Source organism: Pseudoalteromonas sp. 0303, assembly GCF_013349995.1.
Taxonomy (GTDB): Bacteria; Pseudomonadota; Gammaproteobacteria; order Enterobacterales; family Alteromonadaceae; genus Pseudoalteromonas.
Map to the genome: position 1 here is coordinate 47,612 of NZ_JABVXF010000001.1, position 26,250 is coordinate 73,861.

26 protein-coding genes and 1 tRNA gene are annotated in these 26,250 nt (G+C 41.7%); 21 read left to right on the forward strand and 6 right to left on the reverse strand.

Features of this window, described 5'->3' with window-relative positions; translation table 11 throughout:
• The first annotated feature begins 227 nt into the window (after nucleotides 1-227).
• Nucleotides 228-674, forward strand: a complete 447-nt coding sequence (yfbV, locus tag HUS62_RS00225; protein ID WP_054552963.1) for a terminus macrodomain insulation protein YfbV — start codon at nucleotides 228-230, stop codon at nucleotides 672-674.
• On the opposite strand, the gene HUS62_RS00230 is transcribed toward yfbV, so the two are convergent.
• Genes HUS62_RS00230 through xthA form a run of 3 tightly spaced genes read right to left on the reverse strand, consistent with a single transcriptional unit; the run spans nucleotide 671 to nucleotide 2,921 of the window.
• Complete coding sequence (locus HUS62_RS00230) at nucleotides 671-1,468, reverse strand: putative RNA methyltransferase (protein ID WP_175078161.1); 798 nt, start codon at nucleotides 1,466-1,468, stop codon at nucleotides 671-673. The two genes, yfbV and HUS62_RS00230, sit on opposite strands and share 4 nt — an antisense overlap.
• On the reverse strand, nucleotides 1,465-2,115 hold the full coding sequence (locus tag HUS62_RS00235; protein ID WP_175078162.1) for an energy-coupling factor ABC transporter permease: 651 nt from the start codon (nucleotides 2,113-2,115) through the stop codon (nucleotides 1,465-1,467). The genes HUS62_RS00230 and HUS62_RS00235 overlap by 4 nt, the downstream gene beginning before the upstream one ends.
• On the reverse strand, nucleotides 2,112-2,921 hold the full coding sequence (gene xthA, locus HUS62_RS00240; protein ID WP_175078163.1) for an exodeoxyribonuclease III: 810 nt from the start codon (nucleotides 2,919-2,921) through the stop codon (nucleotides 2,112-2,114). Before xthA ends, HUS62_RS00235 begins: the two co-directional genes overlap by 4 nt.
• A 243-nt stretch (nucleotides 2,922-3,164) precedes the next feature.
• Here xthA and HUS62_RS00245 point away from each other — a divergent pair, with 243 nt between their 5' ends.
• The 4 genes from HUS62_RS00245 (at nucleotide 3,165) to rluB (ending at nucleotide 5,914) form a co-directional block, all read left to right on the forward strand.
• Nucleotides 3,165-3,596 (forward strand): hypothetical protein, encoded by a 432-nt coding sequence (locus tag HUS62_RS00245; protein WP_054561271.1) that lies wholly within the window; start codon nucleotides 3,165-3,167, stop codon nucleotides 3,594-3,596.
• A gap of 206 nt (nucleotides 3,597-3,802) precedes the next feature.
• Nucleotides 3,803-4,324: an EF-hand domain-containing protein gene (locus tag HUS62_RS00250; RefSeq protein WP_054561272.1), complete on the forward strand. Its 522-nt coding sequence runs from the start codon at nucleotides 3,803-3,805 to the stop codon at nucleotides 4,322-4,324.
• 130 nt (nucleotides 4,325-4,454) lie between these two features.
• The gene (scpB, locus tag HUS62_RS00255; protein ID WP_175078164.1) at nucleotides 4,455-5,045 is read left to right on the forward strand and encodes an SMC-Scp complex subunit ScpB; all 591 of its coding nucleotides are present in this window, start codon (nucleotides 4,455-4,457) and stop codon (nucleotides 5,043-5,045) included.
• Nucleotides 5,042-5,914 carry a 23S rRNA pseudouridine(2605) synthase RluB gene (gene rluB, locus HUS62_RS00260; protein ID WP_055198703.1) on the forward strand — a complete coding sequence of 291 codons (873 nt, stop codon included), beginning with the start codon at nucleotides 5,042-5,044 and terminating at the stop codon, nucleotides 5,912-5,914. The genes scpB and rluB overlap by 4 nt, the downstream gene beginning before the upstream one ends.
• A 95-nt stretch (nucleotides 5,915-6,009) precedes the next feature.
• On the opposite strand, the gene ald is transcribed toward rluB, so the two are convergent.
• Entirely contained in the window at nucleotides 6,010-7,131 is a 1,122-nt protein-coding gene (ald, locus tag HUS62_RS00265; protein ID WP_054561274.1) for an alanine dehydrogenase, read from the reverse strand.
• A 142-nt stretch (nucleotides 7,132-7,273) separates the two neighbouring features.
• Here ald and lrp point away from each other — a divergent pair, with 142 nt between their 5' ends.
• From lrp to HUS62_RS00300, 7 genes are all read left to right on the forward strand, one after another.
• Nucleotides 7,274-7,753, forward strand: coding sequence for a leucine-responsive transcriptional regulator Lrp (gene lrp / locus HUS62_RS00270; RefSeq protein WP_175078165.1), 480 nt, complete (start codon nucleotides 7,274-7,276; stop codon nucleotides 7,751-7,753).
• A 141-nt stretch (nucleotides 7,754-7,894) separates the two neighbouring features.
• Nucleotides 7,895-10,387: a DNA translocase FtsK gene (locus HUS62_RS00275; protein ID WP_175078166.1), complete on the forward strand. Its 2,493-nt coding sequence runs from the start codon at nucleotides 7,895-7,897 to the stop codon at nucleotides 10,385-10,387.
• The gene (lolA, locus tag HUS62_RS00280) at nucleotides 10,387-11,013 is read left to right on the forward strand and encodes an outer membrane lipoprotein chaperone LolA (protein ID WP_175078167.1); all 627 of its coding nucleotides are present in this window, start codon (nucleotides 10,387-10,389) and stop codon (nucleotides 11,011-11,013) included. The genes HUS62_RS00275 and lolA overlap by 1 nt, the downstream gene beginning before the upstream one ends.
• A 3-nt stretch (nucleotides 11,014-11,016) precedes the next feature.
• Entirely contained in the window at nucleotides 11,017-12,354 is a 1,338-nt protein-coding gene (locus HUS62_RS00285; RefSeq protein ID WP_175078168.1) for a replication-associated recombination protein A, read from the forward strand.
• Nucleotides 12,347-12,733 carry a fluoride efflux transporter CrcB gene (gene crcB, locus HUS62_RS00290; RefSeq protein WP_175078169.1) on the forward strand — a complete coding sequence of 129 codons (387 nt, stop codon included), beginning with the start codon at nucleotides 12,347-12,349 and terminating at the stop codon, nucleotides 12,731-12,733. The genes HUS62_RS00285 and crcB overlap by 8 nt, the downstream gene beginning before the upstream one ends.
• A gap of 9 nt (nucleotides 12,734-12,742) precedes the next feature.
• On the forward strand, nucleotides 12,743-14,047 hold the full coding sequence (gene serS / locus HUS62_RS00295) for a serine--tRNA ligase (protein ID WP_054561278.1): 1,305 nt from the start codon (nucleotides 12,743-12,745) through the stop codon (nucleotides 14,045-14,047).
• A 139-nt stretch (nucleotides 14,048-14,186) separates the two neighbouring features.
• Nucleotides 14,187-15,512, forward strand: coding sequence for an AarF/ABC1/UbiB kinase family protein (locus HUS62_RS00300; protein WP_175078170.1), 1,326 nt, complete (start codon nucleotides 14,187-14,189; stop codon nucleotides 15,510-15,512).
• Nucleotides 15,513-15,537: 25 nt separating this feature from the next.
• Here the strand turns inward: HUS62_RS00300 and HUS62_RS00305 are convergent.
• Both HUS62_RS00305 and HUS62_RS00310 read right to left on the reverse strand, forming a co-directional pair.
• Nucleotides 15,538-15,614 (reverse strand) — tRNA-Pro (locus tag HUS62_RS00305).
• A 105-nt stretch (nucleotides 15,615-15,719) separates the two neighbouring features.
• A complete protein-coding gene (locus HUS62_RS00310; protein ID WP_062565175.1) occupies nucleotides 15,720-16,337 on the reverse strand; it encodes an arylesterase in 618 nt (205 codons plus the stop codon).
• Here HUS62_RS00310 and HUS62_RS00315 point away from each other — a divergent pair, their 5' ends adjacent.
• The 9 genes from HUS62_RS00315 (at nucleotide 16,338) to tolB (ending at nucleotide 26,237) form a co-directional block, all read left to right on the forward strand.
• A complete protein-coding gene (locus HUS62_RS00315) occupies nucleotides 16,338-17,057 on the forward strand; it encodes an ABC transporter ATP-binding protein (RefSeq protein WP_054561283.1) in 720 nt (239 codons plus the stop codon).
• Nucleotides 17,047-19,548 carry an ABC transporter permease gene (locus HUS62_RS00320; protein WP_175078171.1) on the forward strand — a complete coding sequence of 834 codons (2,502 nt, stop codon included), beginning with the start codon at nucleotides 17,047-17,049 and terminating at the stop codon, nucleotides 19,546-19,548. The genes HUS62_RS00315 and HUS62_RS00320 overlap by 11 nt, the downstream gene beginning before the upstream one ends.
• A gap of 138 nt (nucleotides 19,549-19,686) precedes the next feature.
• Nucleotides 19,687-20,211 carry a crossover junction endodeoxyribonuclease RuvC gene (gene ruvC, locus HUS62_RS00325; RefSeq protein ID WP_054561285.1) on the forward strand — a complete coding sequence of 175 codons (525 nt, stop codon included), beginning with the start codon at nucleotides 19,687-19,689 and terminating at the stop codon, nucleotides 20,209-20,211.
• Nucleotide 20,212: 1 nt separating this feature from the next.
• Nucleotides 20,213-20,833, forward strand: a complete 621-nt coding sequence (ruvA, locus tag HUS62_RS00330; protein WP_175078172.1) for a Holliday junction branch migration protein RuvA — start codon at nucleotides 20,213-20,215, stop codon at nucleotides 20,831-20,833.
• 7 nt (nucleotides 20,834-20,840) lie between these two features.
• On the forward strand, nucleotides 20,841-21,845 hold the full coding sequence (gene ruvB / locus HUS62_RS00335) for a Holliday junction branch migration DNA helicase RuvB (protein WP_175078173.1): 1,005 nt from the start codon (nucleotides 20,841-20,843) through the stop codon (nucleotides 21,843-21,845).
• Nucleotides 21,846-22,812: 967 nt separating this feature from the next.
• Nucleotides 22,813-23,517 (forward strand): protein TolQ, encoded by a 705-nt coding sequence (gene tolQ, locus HUS62_RS00340; protein WP_175078174.1) that lies wholly within the window; start codon nucleotides 22,813-22,815, stop codon nucleotides 23,515-23,517.
• The gene (tolR, locus tag HUS62_RS00345) at nucleotides 23,504-23,929 is read left to right on the forward strand and encodes a protein TolR (RefSeq protein WP_175078175.1); all 426 of its coding nucleotides are present in this window, start codon (nucleotides 23,504-23,506) and stop codon (nucleotides 23,927-23,929) included. Before tolQ ends, tolR begins: the two co-directional genes overlap by 14 nt.
• Nucleotide 23,930: 1 nt before the next feature.
• Nucleotides 23,931-24,869, forward strand: coding sequence for a cell envelope integrity protein TolA (gene tolA, locus HUS62_RS00350; protein WP_175078176.1), 939 nt, complete (start codon nucleotides 23,931-23,933; stop codon nucleotides 24,867-24,869).
• A gap of 9 nt (nucleotides 24,870-24,878) precedes the next feature.
• The gene (gene tolB / locus HUS62_RS00355) at nucleotides 24,879-26,237 is read left to right on the forward strand and encodes a Tol-Pal system beta propeller repeat protein TolB (RefSeq protein ID WP_175078177.1); all 1,359 of its coding nucleotides are present in this window, start codon (nucleotides 24,879-24,881) and stop codon (nucleotides 26,235-26,237) included.
• The last annotated feature ends 13 nt before the right edge of the window (nucleotides 26,238-26,250 follow it).

Genomic DNA, 26,250 nt, shown 5'->3' on the forward strand with positions numbered 1-26,250 from the left:
GCCAGTATAGTAAATAAGTATTTTGTTGCTACACTTAACAAAGCTAGGCTGTAATTATACTAAAGTCTGGTTGACTTAAGCCGATAACATTTTATCTCATTTAGACTTTAAACGTTAGTCTCCTAACCATTAATTTGGTATTAAAACTAGGACAGGTTTTGCAGGGATTGTATCCGGGAGTGTGTTACACTAGGTTGTGAAACAAGTTGAAAACCCTAGGAGTGATGATGCAAAAAGGTGTCATGTCACAAGTGCAAACAGGTCGTCAATACGCTAAAAAATGGCCGATGCGACAAGAGCTCGCTCCATTGTTTGCCGAATTTAGAGTGATCAAGGCCACTGATCTGGCAATTACAGTGATGCCAATATTGGCAATGCTGACCGTATTTATGCAAGTGAATTACTTAGGTAGTGATTATTTTCCACAAGCTATCACTATCGCGCTTTTCTTTTTATCACTACCGCTGCAAGGTTTGTTGTGGCTAGGCCGCCGTGCAGAAACCCGTTTAGAGCCAGCAATGCTAAGTTGGTATACCGAGCTGCACAGTAAAATGAAGGCGCATGGTTATCAGTCACAATTAACGACTGAAAAACCACGCTACACTGATTTAGCTCAATTACTAAAAGATATGTTCGAAAAAATGGATAAAGCCTTCACTAAAGAACACTTCTAATCGCGAACAAACTGGCTCACATAAAACGATAACGTTACTTTTTGTGGGCCTTGTTGCTCTATCTGTTGCCAATGTTCTGGGCGAAACTTCCACGCAAACGGCGTCATCATAATTAAATGTTTTATCTCATCGGCCGACAACAGCACCTGTTGTTCTAACAAATTTATCGACTCTTTGTTGAAGCCTGCTGGTGGTTCTATCTCTGTATGTGGTTTCACATCAGCATAAATAAACGCTTTTAACTCTTTAAGGTGCCAAGGGCCAGGGCTTGCAACAATTAAACTAGCTTGCGGTTTGGCAAGGCGAGCAAGTTCTTGTGCAAATAAAGGGGCAAACACACTAACAAGCACATCAGCCTGCGCATCTGCAAAAGGGGCTTGGCTAATTGACGCGACACTAAAATGCGCATTTTCGTAACGCTTAGCGGCGTATTTTACCGCGGGCTTAGAAATATCAACACCATATACATCGGCACTCGACTGCGCTGCAATTGCTTGAGTGTAAAAGCCTTCACCACAGCCTAAATCAATCACTGAACTTGGTTCGAGAGATGCCACTAGCTCTGCTAAAGCTTGCTGTAAAAACAAATAGTGTCCGGCATTTAAAAAAGCGCGGCGAGCTTGCACCATTTCAAGATTATCGCCCGGTTGTTTCGACTTTTTATTTTGCACGGGAAGTAAATTGACATAACCCTCTTTGGCGATATCAAAACTGTGGTTGTTGTCACAACGGTAAGTTTTGTCGTTTAGAGTAAGTTCAAGTTTGCAAAGCGGGCAGTGATAGTGAAGACTCATGAGTCTAAATAGTCCTTATCATAAAAGGTTTTAACCCAATGAGGGCGATAGGTGATCATCAAGGTAATGGCCATGCCATTGAGCATTGCTTCAGGAAACCAAATTATGGCACACAGGATCAGATAGTTTTCTGAAATCTCAATAAAACTGTAATCACCAAGCAAGTAATAAAACACACCGCTGGTAAGTATTTTAATACAGGCGATAACAGCAGCGGTTAAAAACGCGCATAAAAAGATATAAATAAAAAAGTGTCTCGGCAGGTAGCTATAGCAAAGCACAAAACACAAATAGCTCAATGTAATTGGTAAAAAAGCAGTAAACAATAAATGCACTGGCAGTATTGATACTGGCAACTGAGCGACTAATACCAAGAGTAAACTTGCAAGAAGGCTTGCAAAAATTGCCAGTCGCCAACCTAAAATTAGGGTCACTGCAGTGACCCCCAAAATATGCAATTCGAGGCCAGGTAATATCCCCGCTTTAATGCGCCACAGTACCGCAAGTACAAGGGCACATGCGAGCACACCCACTTGTCTTATCGGTGTTGCCAGCAAATGTGACAGGCTTTGTTTATCAAAGCTGAGCCAAAGTATTATAGCCACACAGCTCCACAATGGGAGCTGCCATTGCATAGTGTCTATCATGCGTTAAATGTTGACCAAATTGGCGCATGATCAGATGGTTTTTCGATACCACGCAATTCGTAATCGATACCAGACTCAACACAACGCTCAGCAAGAGCAGGGGTTGCTAAGATCACATCAATACGCAGACCGCGGTTGTCGTCAAAACCTTTAGAGCGGTAATCAAACCACGAATATTGCTCGGTTTTTTCTGGGTAAAGTTCACGGAAGGTATCTTTAAAGCCCCAGTTTAATAACGTGCTTAACCATTCACGCTCTTCAGGTTGGAAAGAACACTTACCTGTTTTTAACCAGCGCTTACGGTTTGGTTCACCAATACCAATATCGAGATCGGTTGGTGAAATATTAATATCGCCCATCACAATAACATCTTGCTCTGGCGTGTGGTTATCATCTAAGTGAGTCATTAAATCTTTATAGAATTGACGCTTATAAGGGAATTTGGTTTCGTGGGCAATATTATCCCCTTGCGGGAAGTAGCCATTCATCACCGTTAGGTCACGACCATTTTCTTGTGTCACGGTAACACTGATCATACGACGCTGTGATTCGTCGGTATCGGTTGCAAAGCCTTTAACTACTGATTTCGGCTCTTGTTTACATAACATAGCCACGCCGTAATGCGCTTTTTGACCATGAAAATAAACGTGATAACCCATTTTTTGCACATCTTCGAGAGGGAAGGCCTCATCATGTACTTTGATTTCTTGTAAGCCAATAATATCTGGTTGATGTTTATCAATTACGGCTTGCAATTGGTGTAAACGAGCGCGCAGGCCGTTAATGTTAAATGAGATTACCTTCATGGTGCACCTATTATTTTTGTTTCAGTGTTTAGCGCAATTCTATCATCAAACTAGGGCTTATTCATGAGCTAATTACGAAAATCAAATTGGGTAAATGTTGATCAATTGCTGCTTAATTTAAAAACATTGTTAACTCACTATTAATTATTAAATTAAATAAATAATTCAGTTGATCTACTGATTTTTGTTTATATAATGCGCGCAAACCATCCGTTCATATTATGTACTATTTAAAGGTAAACCATGAAAAAACAATTAGTGATGCTTTCTCTTGCATGTATCTCATTTGGCTCATTAGCAAGCAACCCGCACTACTTTTCAGCTGATAACCGTATTGAATCAAAGTTATGTAGCTTAAGTGCGAACGAAGGGTTTACCGCTGCACGTAAAGAAGCAGCAAAGCATGGCATTTCAATGTCACGTTTTTCAAAAAGCATTTTATGTAACGGTACTGACATCCGTGAAATTGCTAAAAAAGCACAATCACAAGAAGCAGCAAAAGCAGCTGTTGAAGTGTTTGCTAAAAATGAGCAAAAAGAAACTCAACTTTGCATCACTGCACTTAAAAAAGGTTTAACACCTGTGCGTGAAAAAATTGGTAACTTAAATACGTTAAAATGTAATGGCGAAGCAGTAACAGACTTCGTTAAGCGTTACCAAAACGCAGCTATCTAATAGCGGCATTTTTGTTATTTGTAAAAAGCGCTCTTCGGAGCGCTTTTTTTATGAAAAAATTACAGTAATCCATGAAAAGCTTGCTAAATCATAGGCTTAACCGCAACTTAACTGAGCTGTAAGTGCTTGATTTTAGCCAATAAGGCATTTTGGCATTCAACTTGTAACAGTCGAAGTGAATCTAATCGACTACAAGGAAATGTCTTATGAACAAGTTAACTTTAGCATCAACAATTTTAGCAGCACTAAGTCTTTCAGCATGTTCTGCAAGTAACTCTTTAGCAAAAATCGACAGTGATTTTGGCAGCCTAGATAATGACAATGACGGTTATATCTCTAAGGTAGAAGCTGACGATGATGCTATTTGGGATCATTTTTCAAATATCGATACCAATATGGATGAGCAAATCAGCCGTACTGAATTTAATGCATACATGCAGCTAAATACAGGCAAAGTGGCAACTGATAGTGAGGTATCTGAATCAGCATTTAAAGCTGAAATCGCTAAATTTGACCCAATCGAAAATGACTTTAAATCGTTAGATAACGACAAAAATGGTTATGTTTCTATTGAAGAAGCCGATGACGACGATATCGCAAATCACTTTGGCTATATGGATAGCAACAAAGATAAGCGTGTAAGCCGCACTGAGTTTGTTAATTACATTAGCAAATATGGCAGCGACGTTGCCGAAGATGATGCCCTTGAAATGGTTAAAAATAGCTAATTTCAATATTCATTCATAAATATCCCCCAAAGCCAGTGTTTTACACTGGCTTTTTTACAATAATTTTTCCAACCTTGGCCGACTTCTGTCATAATAGAGCGTTAGTGATTTAAAATGACCTTTAGTAGCGATGGCCACAAAACGTATCAGTGATGAACAGTTAGTCGAAATCATAGAAGCCGCGATTTTTGTTGCTGGAAAACCTGTGTCTAAACGTCATTTAAAAGAGACAGTATTAGCTGATTTAAGCGTTTCTATGCCGCGCATTAATAATGCAATTGAACAAATTCAAACGCATTATCAAATCCGAGGCATTAAGCTTGTTGCAGTAGGCAGCGGTTACAGGTTTCAAGCCTGCGCTAGTTTAGCGCCTTGGCTGGCAAACTTATGGCAAGAGCGCGCACCTAAATACTCACGAGCACTACTAGAAACTTTATCCTTGATTGCCTATAGACAACCTATTACCCGTGGTGAAATTGAACAAGTACGGGGTGTGACTGTTGGCTCAGGAATTATTAAAACCTTATTAGAAAGAGAGTGGGTCAGAGTTGTTGGCCATAAAGAGGTGCCTGGGCGCCCAGCGTTGTATGCCACAACATCCGCTTTCTTAGATTATTTTTCATTAGCTGGTTTAGATGAATTACCGCCGTTACCTGAACTTCAGGAGAGTAAAATCAACCAGCTATTGAGCGATCCTTCTGTGAGAGAACTATCTGAATGAGTAATGTAGAAACTGAAAAGTTACAAAAAGTATTAGCCCGTGCTGGCGTGGGTTCACGTCGTGAAATGGAAAAGTACATCGATGCCAACCGTGTGAGCGTGAATGGTAAAGTGGCACGTTTAGGCGACCGTGTTGAAGCAACCGATGTAATTCGAGTTGACGGTCACGTAGTAAAAATTGAAGACAAAGCCGACCGTATTTGTCGTGTACTTATGTATAACAAACCAGAAGGCGAGCTATGTACACGTAAAGACCCGGAAGGTCGTCGTACGGTATTTGACCGTTTACCACGTGTTGATGGCGAACGTTGGATTGCAGTTGGCCGACTAGATATAAATACCGCTGGTTTAATGCTGTTTACTAACGATGGTGAACTTGCTAACCGTTTAATGCACCCAAGCTACGAAGTAGAGCGTGAGTACTCAGCTCGTGTGTTTGGTGAAGTAACTAACGAAACGCTACGCACTTTAACAAAAGGCGTTGAGCTTGAAGATGGTCCTGCAAAATTCTTAAACATCAAACCTATGGGTGGTGAAGGTATCAACCGTTGGTTCAATGTGACTTTAACAGAAGGTCGTAACCGCGAAGTACGTCGTTTATGGCAATCACAAGATGTTGAAGTATCGCGTCTTATCCGTATTCGTTACGGTAAGTTAGAGCTTGATAAGCGCTTGCCACAAGGTGGTTGGGCTGAACTTGATTTAGACACGGTTAACTATTTACGTAAAACAGTGCAACTAGGCCGCGAAACGCAAACTAAGCTGTCGGTTATTCCTGAAAAGCGTAAAGACAAACGTGCCAAAATTAACCAAATCCGTAAGGCGGTTAAAAAGCACAATCAACGCGCTAAACAAACTAAGCGTCGTTAATCAGAAATATAATTGTTTGCAGATAAACTAATTTATTTGCAAACAGGCATAAAAAAAGCAGCGATATCGCTGCTTTTTTTGTTTCACAATGCTAATTAAGCATTTTCAACTGCTGTACGTGGGTCAACATATTCCATGTTGAAAGCTTCAGCTACTTCTTTATAAGTAACTTTACCTTTGATCACGTTTAAGCCTTTTAAGAAGTTTGCATCGTCAAGAAGCGCTTTCTTATAGCCTTTGTTAGCAAGGTTGATGATGAACGGTAATGTTGCATTGTTAAGTGCGAACGTAGAAGTACGTGGAACAGCACCTGGCATGTTAGCAACACAGTAGTGAACAACGTCATCAACAATGTAAGTAGGATCAGCGTGAGTTGTCGCTTTAGAAGTTGCGATACAACCACCTTGGTCGATTGCAACGTCAACGATTGCAGAACCAGGCTTCATTGCTTTGATGTGCTCAGCTGTTACTAGTTTAGGCGCTGCTGCACCTGGGATTAGTACGCCACCGATCACAAGGTCAGCTTCTAATACGTGTTTTTCTAGTGCGTCAGCAGTAGAGTAGATAGCTTTAACTTTATTACCGAACTGTGCGTCTAATGCACGTAGTACGTCGATGTTACGGTCAAGAACAACAACATCAGCACCTAGACCAACAGCCATTTGTGCTGCGCTACGACCAACCATGCCGCCGCCGATAACAACAACTTTAGCAGGCTCAACACCTGGTACACCACCAAGTAACATACCACGGCCGTGGTTTGATTTTTCAAGCGCTTGTGCACCAGCTTGGATAGACATACGACCAGCAACTTCACTCATAGGAGCAAGAAGAGGTAAACCGCCACGTGAATCAGTTACTGTTTCGTAAGCGATACACACTGCGCCACTTTTAACTAGGTCTTCAGTTTGTGGAAGATCCGGTGCTAAGTGAAGGTAAGTAAATAGAATTTGGTCTTCGCGTAACATTGCACGCTCAACAGCTTGTGGCTCTTTTACTTTAACGATCATTTCAGCTTTAGCAAAAACGTCTGCTGCTGTTGGTAAAATTTCAGCACCAGCTGCAACATAATCTTCGTTAGTGAAGCCAATGCCCATACCAGCATCAGTTTCAACAAACACTTGGTGGCCATGGTTTACTAGTTCACGAACACTCGCAGGAACCATACCTACACGGTATTCATGGTTTTTGATTTCTTTAGGTACACCAATAATCATAGTTTTTCGCCTTAATAGAACGGGATAAAATTTTTGACTATTATATTCATGACCAGCCAGTGTGTCTCACCTTTTTTAAGTATTATTCTAGTGATATAATCTAAAAATAAATTTTAAACAGTGCAAAACTCTGGTTTGGCTTATGCATCAATTACTCGACAGAATAGACCGTAAAATTTTAATGGAATTACAGCTCGATGGTCGGATCTCTAACGTAGAGCTGGCAAGGCGTGTAGGGCTTAGTGCCACCCCTTGTTTGGAGCGGGTAAAAAAGCTTGAAAGAGAAGGTTATATACTCGGTTATAAAGCAGTAGTGGATCCTGCTAAACTTGGCCAAGGTTTGTCGGTTTATGTAGAAGTAACCATCACTAAAACCTCACCAGATGTTTTTGAAGAGTTTAACGCTGCAGTTAAAAAGCACGACGAAATAATTGAATGCCATCTAGTATCGGGTAATTTCGACTTTTTATTAAAAACACGTGTAAATGATATGTGTGAATATCGCAATGTACTGGGTGATATTCTACTAAAACTACCAAATGTCAGTGAAAGCCGAACTTATGTGGTAATGGAAGAAGTAAAAGGTGAAGAAGGGGTCATTATTCGCCCATATATTGCCTAAACTGTTAAAATACATATTGAGTAACAAAAACTTGTTCATTATCAGTCCATCAAGGCTAAGATAAAGTGCATCAAACGGCATTTCCTGCTAAGGTATTTCACTGCTAATCGATCAGTAAAGAATAATAAGGAATAGGGAGCTATGCGCCTAAATGGTGTTCAAAGACTGTTAGAAACGGGGCTAATCATCAGCACCTTTGCTGCAGTATTTATTTTATGTGCATTAATCAGTTTTGATCCTGCGGACCCTTCATGGTCGCAAACCGGTGAATTTGTTAATGTTAAGAATATTACCGGCACAGCGGGAGCTTGGGTTGCAGATATCCTATTACTCACTTTTGGCTGGCTTGCTTATTTAGTGCCTGTTGCTATTCAATTGTTCGGTTATTTATTGTTTAAACAGCCACACCGTATTTTCCAGCTAGATTACACCACGCTTGCCTTACGTGTTATTGGCTTTGCGCTGTTTATTACTTCAGCGACGGCAATCAGCAGCATAAATTTTGATGATATTTATAACTTCTCATCTGGTGGGGTAGTGGGGGATGTTATTGCGACAGCAATGATGCCTACCTTTAATTTTACCGGCACCTCAATTTTATTACTGTGTTTTTTCTTTGCTGGTTTAACCCTATTAACCGGTATTTCGTGGGTGCAATCTGTCGATTTTGTCGGCAAGTGGGTAATGAAAGCATTTTACTTTTTACGTGAGCAATTTTCTGCTTGGTTACATCGTGAAAAAGAAGCTGTTCAAGATATCGCCACTTCAGAGCCAGATGCTAACTTTGTAGAGCCAGAAAACGAGCCAGCTATTAGCTTTAATGATGCAGATGAAGAACAACCAAAGCCTGTCAAAGCTAAGCAAAAGCCTGCTGAAAAAGCTGATGATGACTTTAAAGGCTTTGATGAACTAGACGATATTCTTGACCAAGAAATTGGTTTTAGTGCCCTTGATGATGAATCATTCGATACCGTATCGGCACTGAATGCGCTTGATCAGAGCCCAGTCGTTGAGCCAGAAAAACCTGTTACAACGGTTGTTTCGCCTGCGCGCCCAATGCCTAAGCCGAAACCTGCGTATCAGCCACCACCAACGGCAAAAGAAAAGTTTGAAGCACTGCTTGAAGAGCAGCCGCCTACAAACCCGTTACCATCACTTGATTTATTAGACCGCCCAGATAAAGCGAAAAACCCATTATCACAAGAAGAGCTTGATGGTATCTCACGTTTAGTTGAAACCAAACTACTTGATTTTAATATTCAAGCTGCGGTTGTGGGTGTTTATCCAGGTCCGGTTGTAACTCGCTTTGAGCTAGATTTAGCGCCGGGTATTAAAGTAGCTAAAATCACTGGCCTAGCGAAAGATTTAGCACGCTCACTGTCTGCTGTAAGCGTGCGTGTAGTAGAAGTTATTCCAGGTAAAACCTATGTTGGTTTAGAGCTACCTAACAAACACCGTGAAATAGTGCGTTTAAGTGAAGTTATTAACGCGCCTAAGTTCGAATCAAACCCATCACCACTGACTATGGTATTAGGTAAAGACATTGCTGGCGAGCCGGTATGCGCTGACCTTGGCAAAATGCCACATTTACTTGTTGCGGGTACCACAGGTTCAGGTAAGTCAGTGGGCGTTAATGTAATGATATTAAGCTTACTGTACAAATCGGGCCCTGATGATGTTCGTATGATCATGATCGACCCGAAAATGCTTGAACTTTCTGTGTACGAAGGCATCCCACATTTATTATGTGAAGTTGTTACCGACATGAAAGAAGCAGCCAATGCATTGCGTTGGTGTGTAGGTGAAATGGAACGTCGTTATAAGCTTATGTCTGCACTTGGTGTGCGTAATTTAAAAGGTTACAACCAAAAAGTGTTGGATGCCAAAGAAGCGGGTCAACCGATTCTAGATCCACTGTTTAAAGACACCGACGGCATGGCCGATGGCCCTGAAGAGCTAGATAAACTACCAAGTATTGTGGTGATCATTGACGAATTTGCCGACATGATGATGATCGTGGGTAAAAAAGTGGAAGAGTTGATTGCACGTATCGCGCAAAAAGCCCGTGCTGCAGGTATTCACTTAGTGCTAGCAACACAGCGCCCATCGGTTGACGTAATTACAGGTTTGATTAAAGCGAATATTCCAACCCGTATGGCGTTCCAAGTTTCAAGTAAAATTGACTCGCGTACCATTTTAGATCAGCAAGGTGCTGAAAACTTACTTGGTATGGGTGACATGCTTTACTTACCGCCGGGTACTAGTGTACCAGTGCGTGTGCATGGTGCGTTTGTTGACGACCACGAAGTACATGCGGTTGTAGACGATTGGAAAAAACGTGGCAAACCAAATTATATTGATGAAATTTTAAGTGGCGATGCCACAGAAGAAATTTTACTACCAGGAGAAACCAGTGAAGACGGTGATGAAGAGTCAGATCCGCTTTACGATGAAGCAGTATCATTTGTAATTGAAACCGGCAAAGTGTCGGTATCGAGTGTACAGCGTAAGCTCCGTGTAGGTTATAACCGCGCAGCACGCTTAGTTGAACAAATGGAAACATCAGGCATTGTTAGCGCACCAGGACATAACGGTGCCCGCGAAGTCTTAGTGCCAAATGGTGGAGCAAATTAATGAAAAAAATTAAATACCTAGCCCTAATTATGGGTTGTTTATTAAGCGGTCAAAGTTTTGCAGACGACAGCGAAGCGTTGCAACAACAACTGGCTGCGATTAAAAGTTTTAAAGCAGAGTTTTCACAGCAGGTTACCGATTCGCAAGGCGAAGCTATCATGCAAGGTGAGGGGAATATTGCTCTTCAGCAACCTATGATGATCCGCTGGCAACAGCAAAGCCCAGACGATACCTTGTTTGTATCTAATGGCGACAAAACGTATTACTTCGACAGCTTTGCTGAGCAAGTAACGATTATGAATACCCACAGCTTGATTGATTCAACACCGTTTGTACTGTTGACCTCAAAAGATCCAGAGCAGTGGGCTAAATACCAAGTTGTGGCAACTGATGCAGGTTTTAGCGTCACGCCAAACAAAGGCGTTGAGAGCCAAGTTGAAAAGTTAGACATTAGCTTTAATACTCAAGAGCAAGGCCTAGCATCACTGACAGTACTAGACACATCTGGTCAGCAGTCTTTATTTACCTTTAAAGATGCTAAAGTAAACGAAGCACTTGCAACTCAAACCTTTGAATTTACCATTCCTGAAGGTGTTGAAGTTGACGACCAAAGCCAAGGTGATTAAGGCTTGAGTAATCTCGGATTTAATTTTGGTCCTGATGTGCGCCCACTTGCGGCGCGCATGCGACCCGAAACACTCAATGACTACATAGGTCAGCAGCATCTTTTAAGCCCCGATAAACCTCTTTACCAAGCAATTCTTGCAGGTCGATGCCACAGCCTTATTTTGTGGGGGCCGCCAGGCGTTGGTAAAACCACGTTAGCACAGATTATTGCAAATCATGCCGATGCCAGCCTTATTCAAATGTCGGCAGTCACAGCAGGTGTAAAAGACATTCGTGAGGCCGTAAGCGAAGCAAAAGCAAACCTTGCTGGGCGAGGGCAGCGCACCTTATTATTCGTAGACGAAGTGCATCGCTTTAATAAATCTCAGCAAGATGCATTTTTACCGCATATCGAAGACGGTACTTTTATTTTTGTTGGCGCGACCACCGAAAACCCATCATTTGCACTTAATAACGCGATACTGTCTCGTGCCCGTGTATATGTTTTAAAAACACTTGAGCAAGCCGATTTATTTACCGTGATTGAACGCGCCTTACGTGAAGACGTAGAGCTCAGCCAAAAACACATTGAAATTGCCGAAAACGCTAAGCAAGCGCTTTGCCAAGCAAGTGATGGCGATGCACGTAAAGTACTTAACCTGTTAGAACAAGCGGTTGACTTAACCACTGAGCAGCAGGGCAAATACCTTGTTGATCAACATGTGTTAAGCCAAGTTTTACCAACTCACTTAGCCAAGTACGACAAAGGCGGTGATGAGTTTTATGACTTGATTTCAGCGTTTCATAAGTCAGTAAGAGGTAGTTCACCTGATGGCGCTTTATATTGGTACTGCCGTATTTTAGCAGGTGGCGGCGACCCACTTTATGTGGCTCGGCGTTTATTAGCGATTGCTACAGAAGATATTGGCAATGCCGACCCGCGAGCAATGGAAGTCGCACTCAATGCGTGGGATATTTTTCAACGTGTTGGCCCAAGTGAAGGTGAGCGCGCTATTGCACAAGCCACCATTTATTTAGCCAGTGCCCCGAAAAGTAACGCGGTTTATATGGCATTTAATCAAGCAATGCAAGATGCTAAAAATGAGCCGAGCCATCCGGTGCCAGAGCATTTACGCAATGCACCAACTAGCTTAATGAAAGACTTAGGTTATGGCGCTGAATATCGGTATGCACATAATGAGGAAGGTGCGTTTGCAGCAGGCGAAAAGTATTTCCCTGAGGCAATTAATGATCGCCAGTATTACTTCCCAACCGATCGTGGGCTTGAACAAAAAATAAAACAAAAGCTGGACTATTTAACTCAGCGCAACGAGCAAAGTGATATTAAACGTTATGAATAGTTTGAAACTTTACATGATGATTGCAATGGGTGGCGCTTCAGGGGCATGTTTACGCTATTTTCTTAGCGAAACCATGCTAAAACTGCTCGGAAGGGGATTCCCTTTTGGCACGTTGACAGTTAATATTCTTGGTTCATTGTTAATGGGTATTTTATACGGCTTGATTGAAAAAGAAATAATCGCTGTTAGCCCCGCTAAAACCTTAATTGGTATTGGCTTTTTAGGTGCATGGACCACCTTTTCAACATTCTCAATGGATTCGTTGTTGCTCTTGCAACAAGGTCACTTTTTTAAAATGGCCCTCAATATCACCTTAAACGTGGTGGTGTGTATATTTATGGCTTGGCTGGGCCTTCAGCTGGTAATGCAAAAAGGTTAAAAATCGAACATGTTAGATTCTAAATATTTACGTCAAGATATCGAACAAGCGGCTGCACGTTTAGCATCACGCGGTTACGAACTTGATACTGCAGCGGTAACTGCACTTGAAGAAAAACGCAAAACATTACAAGTAAAAACGCAAGAACTTCAAAGCGAGCGTAATGCAAGTTCCAAAGCTATCGGCCAAGCAAAAGCGAAAGGCGAGCACGAAAAAGCACAACAGCTGCTTGATTCAGTTAGTAATCTTGGCGATCAACTAGACAGCGTTAAAGCAGAGCAAGATGCAGTACTTGAAGAGCTTAAGCAAATTGCACTTGCTATTCCAAACCTACCTGATGAGTCTGTTCCAGTAGGTGAAGACGAAGATCAAAACGTTGAGATTTCAACTTGGGGTACGCCTAAGTCATACGACTTTGAAGTAAAAGATCACGTGGATGTTGGTCAAGACGTAAATGGCCTAGACTTTGAAATGGGCGTTAAAATCAGTGGCGCGCGTTTTACTGTTATGCGCGGTCAAGTTGCACGTATGCACCGTGCTCTTACGCAGTTCATGCTTGATACGCACACAGAGAAAAACGGCTACACAGAAATGTATGTGCCTTACCTTGTTAATAGCGCAAGCTTATACGGCACAAGCCAATTACCTAAGTTTGCTGGTGACTTATTCCACACATTAGGTTTAGTAGATGACGACGGTCAGCAACAACCTGGTTTTAGCTTAATTCCTACAGCTGAAGTACCACTTACGAACAGTGCTCGCGACGAAATTTACGACGAAAGCGACTTACCAATTCGTTTAACCGCACATACACCTTGTTTCCGTAGTGAAGCGGGTAGCTATGGCCGTGATACACGTGGTCTTATTCGTCAGCACCAATTCGACAAAGTTGAATTAGTACAACTAGTAAAACCAGAAGATTCAATGCAAGCGCTAGAAGAGCTAACAGGTCACGCTGAGCAAATCTTACAAGCATTAGAACTTCCATACCGTAAAGTGATTTTATGTACGGGTGATATGGGCTTTGGCGCTGCTAAAACTTACGATTTAGAAGTATGGTTACCTGCACAAAACACTTATCGTGAAATCTCATCATGTTCTAATATGGTTGATTTCCAAGCACGTCGTATGCAAGCGCGTTTCCGTCGTCAAGGCGAGAAAAAGCCAGAGCTACTTCATACACTAAATGGTTCAGGTTTAGCCGTTGGTCGTACCCTTGTAGCAATCTTAGAGAACTACCAACAAGCTGACGGCTCAATTGTTGTACCAGAAGTATTACGCCCTTACATGGGTGGCTTAGAAGTTATTAAATAATTTTAATGCTATTCACTTTAAAGGCCGCATCGGGAATCCATGCGGCCTTTTTGTTGTCTAAAATCTATTAAAAGCAAAAGTGGATCTAAAGCTGAACAATCAACGTATTCAAAGCATTAAATTAATAGTGTGGAGCAATATGAGTAATAAACAAAAGTCTGTGCCAACATCACGATTTTCACGCGCTGCTCGGCTTGGCTCTTTAGCTGGTAAAGTCGCAGGTAATATGTTGTTTGAAGGCACAAAAGCATGGGCGGCGGGCAAGCAAACATCACGACAAGAGTTATTGTTACAGCCTAAAAATATTCAGCGCTTTGCAGAGCAGCTTGCAAATCTGCGTGGTGCCGCAATGAAATTGGGGCAGTTGCTATCCATGGATAGTGGCGAATTACTTACTCCTGAGCTATCTGCAATTTTAGCAAGGCTGCGTTCAGAAGCGACAGCTATGCCACAAAAGCAGCTAGTTAAAGTAATGCGTGAGCATTGGGGTGATGCGTGGCTAGAGCAATTATCGCATTTTGAACTTAGACCATTTGCTGCGGCATCAATAGGGCAAATGCATATTGCTTATCGAGAATCGGGCGAAAAGTTAGCAGTTAAAGTGCAATACCCAGGTATTGCAAAAGGCATTGCCAGTGATATTGATAACTTAGCTTACCTTCTGAAGCTCAGTGGCTTATTACCCAAAGAGGTAGAAATACAGCCTCTTATCGATGAAGCAAAACAACAGCTTATAAACGAAGCTGACTACGAATTAGAAGCTAATCATTTAAAACGCTACAGCGAGTGTTTAAAGGATGACGACAATTACCTTATTCCTAATGTGGTAGATTCGCTTAGTTCTTCTCAAGTTCTAGTAATGAGTTTTGTTGAAGGACAAGAGCTAGATGAACTGGCAAACACAGAGCAAGCGCTACGTAATAAAGCGGTTGAACAGTTACTCAGCCTATTTTTACGTGAATTATTTAGTTTTAAACTAGTTCAAACAGATCCAAACTTTGCTAATTATCAATATCAAATCGGCAATCAACGCTTAGTACTTTTAGATTTTGGCGCCACCCGCGAACTACCTCAGCATATTAGTGATGGTTACTTACAGTTAATATCTGGAGCGATTAGTAACAACAGAGCAGGTGTTGCAACAGCAGCACAGCAAATTGGCTATTTTCAACAAGGGCTTGCTCAAGAATATATAGATAATGTCGTCGATATATTTCTACTCGCCTGCGAGCCACTGCGCCACCAAGGTGAGTATGATTTTGCGAATAGCGACTTACCAAAACGTATTAAAGAACTCGGCCTTAAAATGAGCACCGCCTCAGAACATTGGCACGCACCACCCGTGGATGCTCTGTTCGTACACAGAAAACTAGCAGGCCTGTTTTTAATCGCTGCAAAGCTAAGTGCAAAAGTGAATGTGAACAGTATTTTTAAGGAGTTTAAAGTACAGAGGGATAAAGAATAGAACAGAGTTTGGGGTAGAGAAAAAATGGTCGGCATAGCAGGATTTGAACCTGCGACCCCTGACACCCCATGACAGTGCGCTACCAAGCTGCGCTATATGCCGACGTTGCAAGCCATAGTACGGCTTTTTTTATAAAAATCAATATCTCCGCTGTTCGATTGCTTGTTAATTGTTCAGGCAATCGGTATTAAATCAATGGGCTAGAGGTTAATCTAGCCAATCGTTGATCGTTTTGTACATAAAGTCGCGTATTAATGGTTGAGCATCGGCATTAGGGTGCAGGTTATCGTTTTGCATAAGTTCTGGACGGCCTGCAATGCTAAGCATGAAAAAGGGCATGAGCTCAGAATCTGTTTCATCGGCAATGGTTTTAAAGCTATCGGTGAAAAGTTTGGTATAACGCGGGCCATAGTTTGGTGGAATTTGTACTTCCATAACGGCGGTTTTCGCCCCGATTTGTTGGCTTTTTGTTATTAAATCACGTAGGTTAGCTTGTAGGCGTTTAATAGGGAAACCTCGTAAACCATCGTTTCCGCCAAGCTCAATGAGTACATGAGTGGGTTCAAATTCGCTCAGTAACGCGTCGAGTCGTCTTAGGGCACCGCCTGTGGTTTCACCGCTAATACTGGCGTTTACTAGGTATACAGATTGGTCTTTTTCATCGTACTTATCTTGTAACAATTTAACCCAGCCTTGCTCTTGTTTAAGACCGTAAGCGGCGCTTAAACTGTCACCTAAAATTAAAATTGTGTTGTCAGCTGCTGCCGTAAGTGGTTTGATTACTAACAGTAAAACGAATATAAAACGTAGGATTGGATGCATCATATGTCAGCGCTTTCTCAATTAAACATCATTCAAGTTAAAGGACTTTCTAAAACGGTCACCACGGTTGAGGGCGACCTGACCATCCTCAGTGACATCAGCTTTAATGTCAAGTCGGGCGACTCAGTTGCTGTAGTAGGCACCTCTGGTTCGGGTAAGTCTACTTTATTAAGTTTATTAGCAGGCCTTGACCAATCTACCGGCGGTAGTATCCATTTAGATGGAGCCGCATTACACGAATTAGATGAAGAAGCACGCGCAGCACTTCGCGCTGAAAAAGTAGGTTTTGTATTTCAGTCTTTCATGCTTGTACAAAGCTTAACAGCCCTTGAAAACGTAATGCTTCCTGCTGAACTTGCGGGTAGTAAAGACGCTAAACAACAAGCACTTGAGCTACTTGAAAAAGTAGGTTTGAGTCATCGCGTGGGTCATTACCCATCGCAATTATCTGGTGGTGAGCAGCAACGTGTAGCAATTGCGCGTGCATTTATTGGCACACCGAAAATTTTATTTGCCGATGAACCGTCAGCGAACCTAGATAGCAAAAACGGTAAGTTAATTGAGTCTTTATTATTTGAACTAAATAAAGAGCACGGCACGACACTTATTTTAGTAACCCATGATGAGCAGCTTGCACAAAAGTGTCAGCAGATTTTACATATTGAAGCAGGGCAGTTAGTTACTGTAAAAGAAAGCGAAGGAGTGCAAGCGAATGTGGGCTAAATTAGCACTAAAACTGTTTTCACGTGAGTTTAAGCGTGGCGAATTAACAGTGATCAGTGCAGCAATAGCCTTAGCTGTGCTCACTGTTTTAACACTGTCTATGGTTACCGACCGAATTGGTCAAAGTATTGAAGAAAAAAGCAGTGCTTTTATTGCTGCTGATCGCGTTTTAGCGAGTAACCATGCTTTACCTCTTGAGTTTTTAGAAAAAGCCAACCAAGATAACTTACGCACCGCTAAAATAACTTACTTCGACACCATGCTATTTGCTGGTGAAGAAATGCAGCTTGGCTCGGTTAAAGCGGTATCAAATACCTATCCGTTAAAAGGTGAGTTAAAAGTAAAAACCAGCCTGACTGACCAACCAGAAGTAACAACCGACATTCCAAGTCGTGGTGAAGTGTGGTTAAGTGAGTCTGTGTTTTATGCGCTAAACATTAAAGTGGGCGATAAAGTAGAGCTTGGCGCTGCTACGTTTACGGCTAGTCATGTTGTAGCCGAAGAGCCAGATGCACCGTTTAATGTGTTTTCAAGCAGCCAGCGAATCTTAATCAATGAAGCAGACATTGCTGTAACAGAGGTAATTCAGCCGGGCAGCCGGGTGTTTTATCGTCAACTTTATGCTGGCGACAAAGACAATTTAGATACCTTTTATGCGTGGTTAAAACCACAAATGAAAGAAAATCAACGTTGGTATGGTGTTAAAGACCGCCAGTCACCTATTTCTAATAGTTTAAATCGTGCCGAAAGCTATTTATTGCTAGCTGGTTTGCTAGGCATTATTTTAGCTGCTGTAGCTATTGCGGTATCGGCAAAACGTTATTGTGAGCGTCAGTACGACCCTGTTGCTATGATGAAAACGCTGGGCGGTAGTCGCTCGATGATCCGTAAAATCTATTTATTACATTTGAGCCTTGTATGTTCAATGTCGGTGATTGTCGGTTTACTGATTGGTTATGGTTTACAAGCGGTTGCCACGAATTATTTGGCACAAACCATGGGCACAGCACTGCCGAGCGCATCGGCAAAACCTTGGATCATTGCGATCAGCACAGGTGTGATTTGTGCGGTTATGTTTTCAATTAAACCGCTACTCGATTTATTTGATATTCCGCCGCTACGTGTACTTCGCCGTAACTTAGGCGACCGTTTATTAGTAAGTAAAGTGCACCTTACTATGTCGGCGCTTACTGTGTTTTTACTGATGTGGTTATTTAGTAACAACATCAAAATTAGTGCAATTTTATTCCTTTCGACGGCATTTTTAATAGCTGTGTTATTTGGCTTATCAAAGGTTATTTTTGGTGGTGGCCGCAAACTTGGCTTGAGTCCGGGCAATAGTTGGTCATTGGCGATTGCGTCAATTCAAAAGCGTGCCAATGTGAATGCTGTTCAATTAATTAGCTTTGCTTTGGCTATCAAGCTATTACTGTTTTTAATTGTACTTAAGAACGACATGATTTCGGATTGGCAGTCTCAGCTTCCTGAAAATGCACCTAATTCATTTTTAGTGAACATTACTGAGCAAGAGTTAGAGCCCATTACTAGCTTCTTAGCGCAAAACGATATGCCAACGTCTGATTTCTATCCGGTTGTGCGTGGTCGTGTAAACGCCGTAAATGGTGAGTTGGTTGCCCGCGAAGTATCGCAAGAAGACAACGAAAAGAAAGACGAAGAAGCCCGCTCTGGTATTGGCCGTGAGTTAAACCTAACTTGGCGTAAAGACTTGCCTAATCAAAACGAGCTTATCGACGGTACATGGTTTAGCGAAGACTCAGTAGCCGAGGCGTCGGTAGAAGAGTCGATGCTTGAACGCCTTGATGTACAAATTGGCGATACGCTTACTTTCTTAATTGGTGCGCAGTCGTTTGACGCAAAAATTACCAGTGTGCGTAAGGTTAATTGGACCACACTTAAACCTAACTTCTTTATTATTTTGAGCCCTGACGTGCTTTCGAGTTTTCCTGCTACTTATATTTCATCAGTGAATGTAAAAGCAGAGAAAAAACGAGAGTTTAATGAGCTAATGCGTCAATACCCAACGGTTAACGTGATAGATGTTGAGAGTTTCATTAAACAAATTCGCTCAACCATAGAGCAAGTATCGCTAGCGATTGGCTTTGTACTAGCGATTGTGGTTGCCTGTGGCGCTTTAGTACTTATTTCACAAGTGCAAGCAAGTTTAGGCGAGCGAATGCAAGAGATTGTCATTTTGCGAACTTTAGGTGCGAAAGGGCGCTTAATTAAAAATGCCACCTTATATGAGTTTTTACTATTAGGCGTTACTGCAGGTTTAGTCGCTGCCATTGTCAGTGACATCGCTCTGTTAATAGTGCAAAAACAAATGTTCGATTTAGCAGGTAAGTTCCACCCTCACATTTGGGTGATTGGCCCAGCAGTCGGTGGCTTATTCGTGGCATGTTTGGGCTATTTGATGATAGCCCGCACAATGCGAAAAAATACCCAAGGCTTATTACGCTCACTCGCGTAAATGTCTTAATTAAATGTTGGCTATAAAATGCTCGCAATTGCGGGCATTTTTTATGAATTGCAATTGGTTACTGGTAATTTATACAGTGCTCTGGCATTATTAACCGCAGATAATAATGATAATAGACGGTTCAGTTAGTTGGCGATTATTTTAGGGATTGATCCTGGTTCACGATTAACAGGGTACGGCGTGATTGCTCACCAAGGTGCTAAGTTCACTTATTTAGGTAGTGGCTGCATTAAATTAGCCGATCACGATTTTCCGGTACGCTTAAAAATGATTTACCAAGGGATCAGTCAATTGGTAGAGCAATTCTCACCAGACAGTTTTGCTATCGAAAAAGTGTTTATGGCACACAACCCAGACTCAGCGCTTAAGCTCGGTCAAGCACGTGGCGCTGCTATCGTTGGCGCTTCAATGGCAGAGCTGCCAGTTTATGAATATTCAGCTAGGCAAATTAAGCAGGCCGTTGTAGGTAATGGCGGCGCCGATAAGTCTCAAGTACAGCATATGGTTAAAAACATTTTAAAGCTGCCTGGTACCCCTCAAGCCGATGCCGCAGATGCCTTAGCAATTGCTATTTGTCATGCTCACTCAGAACAAAATTTAATAAAACTTGCGGGCAGTGCGAGCAAAACCGTAAGAGGAAGATTAAGGAAGTAATATGATTGGTCGATTAAATGGCTTACTAGTAGAAAAACAGCCGCCAGAAATTCTTATTGAAGTAAGTGGTGTAGGCTACGAAGTGCAAATGCCGATGACCTGCTTTTATGATTTACCGGCAGTGGGTGAACAAGCGGTTATTTATACCCATTTTGTGGTGCGTGAAGATGCCCAGCTATTATTTGGCTTTAACAACAAAACCGAACGCGCTTTATTTAGAGAGCTTTTAAAAGCTAATGGTGTTGGGCCAAAACTTGGTCTAGCTATTTTATCCGGTATGTCGGCGCAGCAATTTGTAAGTTGTGTTAATAATGAAGATGCAACAACACTGGTAAAATTGCCGGGTGTTGGTAAAAAAACGGCTGAGCGTTTAGTGCTCGAAATGAAAGACAGACTCAAAGATTGGGGTAATGACTTATTTACACCATTTAGCGATAATGCCGTCATTGAGCCATCAAGTGATGATACTCTAGTGGCAAATAATGCTGCCGATGATGCAGTATCAGCACTTGTGGCACTAGGCTATAAGCTACCGCAAGCACAAAAAGCGGTTAAAGCAGTGAACAAACCAGATATGACGACCGAGGTTCTAATTAAAGAAGCTCTAAAATCAATGTTGTGAGTAAACCATGATTGAAGCAGATCGCTTAATAGATGCGAGTGAACAAAGTAACGAAGACAGTGTTGATCGTGCCATACGACCAAAGCTGTTAACCGATTACACAGGCCAGCCGCATGTTAAGCAACAAATGGAAATTTTTATCGAGGCAGCTCGCCACCGTGGCGAAGCGCTGGATCATTTATTAATATTTGGTCCACCGGGTCTTGGTAAAACCACACTTGCAAATATTGTTGCCAACGAGCTTAACGTTAATATTAAAACAACGTCGGGGCCAGTACTCGAAAAAGCAGGCGATTTAGCTGCGCTTTTAACGAACCTTGAGGAAGGCGACGTACTGTTTATTGACGAAATACACCGTTTGAGCCCGCAAGTCGAAGAGATTTTGTATCCCGCAATGGAAGATTATCAGCTGGATATTATGATAGGTGAGGGCCCCGCAGCGCGCTCTATAAAGCTTGATTTGCCGCCATTTACTTTAATTGGTGCAACTACTCGTGCTGGCTCACTCACCTCACCACTTAGAGACCGTTTTGGTATTGTTCAGCGATTAGAGTTTTATTCTGTTGAAGACTTAGCAAAAATTGTTGCTCGCTCAGCAAGCTTTTTAGACTTAACCATGTGTGATGAAGGTGCAACCGAAATCGCCAAGCGTTCACGCGGTACACCGCGCATAGCAAACCGTTTATTACGCCGCGTTCGTGATTACACCCAAGTGAAATCAGACGGTAAAGTGAATGCTACAGTTGCAGAGCAAGCCCTCGATATGATTGATGTCGATAAAAGCGGTTTTGACTACATGGATAGAAAATACTTGCTAGCTATTATCGAAAAATTTATGGGCGGCCCAGTTGGCCTTGATAACCTAGCGGCTGCAATTGGCGAAGAAAAAGAAACCATTGAAGATGTGATAGAGCCGTTCTTAATTCAACAAGGCTTTATTCAGCGTACCCCACGCGGACGACTCGTTTCAGACATTGCTTATTTACACTTTGGGCTAACGCCAGAGAAATAAAAATACCTAAGTTAAGTGTAATATAACAGTATCAAGCAGCTCGAAAGGGCTGCTTTTAAAAGGTACATTGACTTTATTAAATGGCAAGATAGATTTTACCTTTTACCTTTTACCTTTTACCTTTTACCTTTTACCTTTTACCGCATACCGCATACCGCATACCGCATACCGCATACCGCATACTCTAAGCCTCATTTAACACCTGTAATTCACATGCTGTTAAGATATCGATAGGTATTCTCATGACGTTTGTGTAGGCAAAAAAAAGCCCGCATAAGGATGCGGGCAAACAACAAGTTGAAGGAAGTAATTCAGGGAACTACGGTCTACTTGAATAAGGTTTTATCCCAATTGAAGTAAACCTAGAGCAATACGAAAATTCATATTGCTAAAAACGGAGCTTAATGAAAGAAACTTTCATGAGGTTGCTAGCTCGGTATAAGTAAATGATACGCAATGATGGATTTTTCTTCAAACTAGAAAAATTTTATTTTCAGATAAAAAAAACTAATGTGAGCGTAAAATGTAATTGTTTTCTTTTTGTTCACATTGTGGATATTTTATATTTAAGTTCATGAATGAACGGGTTTTTATAAATTTTACGATCTTTATTCAGGATTAGTTTAAGTATTCTGTAGTAGATTTGTAAAAGTGCTTTTGGGTGTTTATGCGCTATTTATGAATAAACGCCGTGTTTTTGTCTGTTTTGGTTGCTTTTGAGAGCTATTCTAGTGACTTATTATTAAGGTGAAAATATGCATAAATGTGGTGTTAAAACTTAATATGGCTAAAAAATAACTAAGCAAATTGCTTTTTACCGTTATTTGCAGCTAATTCACAGCAAGAGCGTTGTCAGTTCATAATTGACTAGATACACTAGATGTAACTTTTGGCCGCCTTTGTGGTCAATAAATGCAAGTGTAAAAAATATAACAAATTACATAGAAATCTATTTTAGGAGTTTAACGTGGGATCAGGGCTTAACTTTTTAGATCTTATTCTAGAAGCCAGTGTACTTGTCCAGCTAGTAATGTTGGCATTAGTCGGTATGTCGGTAATGTCATGGGCAATTATCTTTCAGCGTAAAAAAGCGATTTCTGATGCACTTAATGGCGCTAAGCGCTTTGAGCAGAAGTTTTGGTCGGGTATTGACCTAAGTAAATTATATAACGAAGTTTCAGCTCGTCCTGGTGGCGCATCAGGTGTTGAAGCATTATTCGTAGCTGGTTTTAAAGAGTTTGCACGTCATAAGAAAAACTCAATACAAAGTGCAAGCATCGTCATGGAAGGCACACATCGTTCAATGCGTGTTGCTTTATCGCGCGAAGTTGAAAAATTAGAATCAAGTCTATCGTTTTTAGCAACAGTAGGTTCAATCAGCCCTTATATCGGCTTGTTTGGTACGGTATGGGGTATCATGAATGCATTTATTGCGTTAGGTGAAGTTAAGCAAGCAACGTTACAAATGGTAGCGCCAGGTATTGCTGAAGCACTAATCGCAACAGCAATGGGTTTATTTGCTGCAATTCCTGCCGTTATTGCTTACAACCGTTTTGCAAACAAAGTAGAAAAGCTTGAAGGTAATTACATTAACTTCATGGAAGAGTTCGCCAATATTTTACACCGCCAAGCAGCTGCTCAAATAGAGGCTAAAGCGAATGTACCAGCGTAAGAAACGTCGCCCAGTAGGTGAGATAAACGTAGTTCCTTACATTGACGTAATGTTGGTACTACTTATTATATTTATGGCAACTGCGCCACTTATTACTCATGGTGTAAAAGTGGACTTGCCGAAAATGGAAGAGTCTGATCTCGTTGATACTAAAGATACGCCACCTATTATTGCGTCAATTGATGCTGAAGGTAAGTACTATGTAAGTGTTGGCACAGATCCAGAAGCACCAATGGAAGCGTTGGATGTCGCTGCAGTGATTAAACTTCAGCTACAAAAAAATCCAGATACACCTGTGATGATCAAAGGTTCTGGCCGTGTTTCTTATCAAGAAGTACTGTTACTTATGGACTTTTTGAAAAATGCCGGTGTTCCTTCAGTGGGTCTAATGACCGAGTCATTTGAGGGTTAGTATGCGTGAGTCATTAATTAAATCGCTTCTATTGCATCTCGGTATTATTGGTTTTTTAATTGGATCAGCGAATTTTCATATGCCAGCTCCTAAGGTGATGGAAGTAACGTTGAATCCAGCTATGCCTGAGCCAGAAAAAGCCGTTGCTGCAGTAACGGTTGATCAACAAAAGGTTGAGCAGAAAATTGCTGAGCTAAAAAAGCAAGAAGAAGCGAAAAAACAAGCTGAAGCAAAGCGTATTCGTGATCTTGAACGTCGTGCTAATGATGCACGCAAGCAACGTGAAGCTGAAGACAGACGCCTTAAAAAGCTAGAGCAGCAGCGTCGCGCGAAAGAGAAAGAAAAAGCCGAAGCAGAAGCACAAGCGAAAAAAGCACGTGAAATTCAAGAGAAAGAACGAGCTAAAGCGCAGCAAGCTGAAAAGCAAAAGCAAGAGGCTGAAGCCGCAGCAAAAGCAGCCGCTGAAAAACGTAAAGCTGAAGAACAAGCGTTAAAGAAAGCTGAAGAAGAGCGCAAGCGTAAAGCTGCCGAAGCAGAAGCTGAACGTAAACGTAAAGAAGCCGAAGCAGAGCGTAAACGTCAGCAAGCATTGCAAGAGCAAATGTTGCAAGAGCAGTTAGCTGCTGAGCAAGCTGCACGTAATAAAATTCGCCAGCAACAGGTTGTGAGTGAAGTTGATAAATATAAAGCGTTAATTATGGCGCGTATTCAACAAACTTTACTTATCGATGAAAAAATGAAGAATAAGCAATGTCGCGTTAATATTCGCCTTGGCTTTAATGGTTTAGTAACGCAAGTCAAATCATTAGGTGGTGATAAATTAGTGTGTGAAGCTGCTCTTCGAGCTGTTCGTATGGCCGATACATTACCAGTTTCGCCTGATAAAGATGTATTCGAGCAATTGAAAAATATTAACTTAACAATTAAGCCAGAATTCTAAAGGAATGATATGTTCAACCAGATAAAAACAGCATGTTTTATTGTATTACTGGGCTTTCATGGCATTGCCAGTGCTGCACTAGAAATTGTTATCACTGAAGGTATTGATGGTGCACGCCCAATAGCGGTCGTGCCATTTAAATACCAGGGCGTAGGCCCAATCCCTGAAAAACTGAGCACTGTTATTGCAGCTGACTTGATGCGTAGTGGTAAATTTAAACCTGTTGATGTAACAAATATGCCTCAACTACCTGGCAAAGATGCTGATGTTGATTACGGCGCTTGGGTCAATCAAGGTGTTGAAGCAGTACTTGTTGGTCAAGTAGAGCAACAACCAGGCGGGCGTTACTTAGTAAGATATGAACTTATTGATGTGATCCGTGGCCAAATTACCGGTGGCGAAACACAAATGATGAGCAACGGTAAGCTAGTTAAAAGCCAAGATCATGTACTAGATGCGCGTGAAAGTGTTATTTCTGAAAATGGCTTTCGCCGTTATGCGCACCGTATTAGCGATGTAGTTTATGAAGCACTTACTGGTGAAAAGGGCGCATTTTTAACGAAGATTGCTTATGTCATCGTTCGTGATGGTCAACCTAAGCCTTACCAACTAGTTGTTGCTGATTATGATGGTTACAACGAACAAGTATTACTTCGCTCTAAAGAGCCATTAATGTCACCAGCTTGGTCACCAGATGGTACTAAGCTTGCGTATGTAACTTTTGAAAACCGCCAAAGCCAAATTTACATGCAAGACTTATATACGGGTAAACGTGAATTAATCACAAGCCACCCAGGTATTAATGGCGCACCACAATTTTCACCAGACGGCAAGAAGCTGCTATTAGTACTTTCTAAAGACCGTAATGGTGCTACAGAAGTCTACCTTTTAGACCTTGCAACTCGCAAAGAAAAGCGTTTAACAAATCACCGTAGTATCGATACTGAGCCTTCTTGGCACCCAAATGGGCAAGATATCGTGTTTACGTCTGAAAGGGGTGGTAATGCCCAGATTTATAAGTTAAATTTGCAAACTGGTAGATCAAAACGTATGACGTTTGATGGTGATATGAATTTAGCAGGTTCGATTTCACCTGACGGAAAAGAATTAGTGATGGTGAATCGTACTAACGGTCAATATCATCTTGCTAAAAAAGAGCTAGCTACAGGCGCGTTCCAAGTATTAACTAGAACTCGCTTAGATGAATCGCCGAGTATCGCACCAAACGGCTCGATGATTATCTACAGCACGCTTCATAATAATAAACAGGTGTTGGCGTTAGTGTCTATGGACGGTCGCTTTAAAGCACGCTTACCTGTGCTAGATGGACAAGTTAAGGCACCGGCTTGGTCGCCTTATTTACAGTAATTTTTACTGGTTT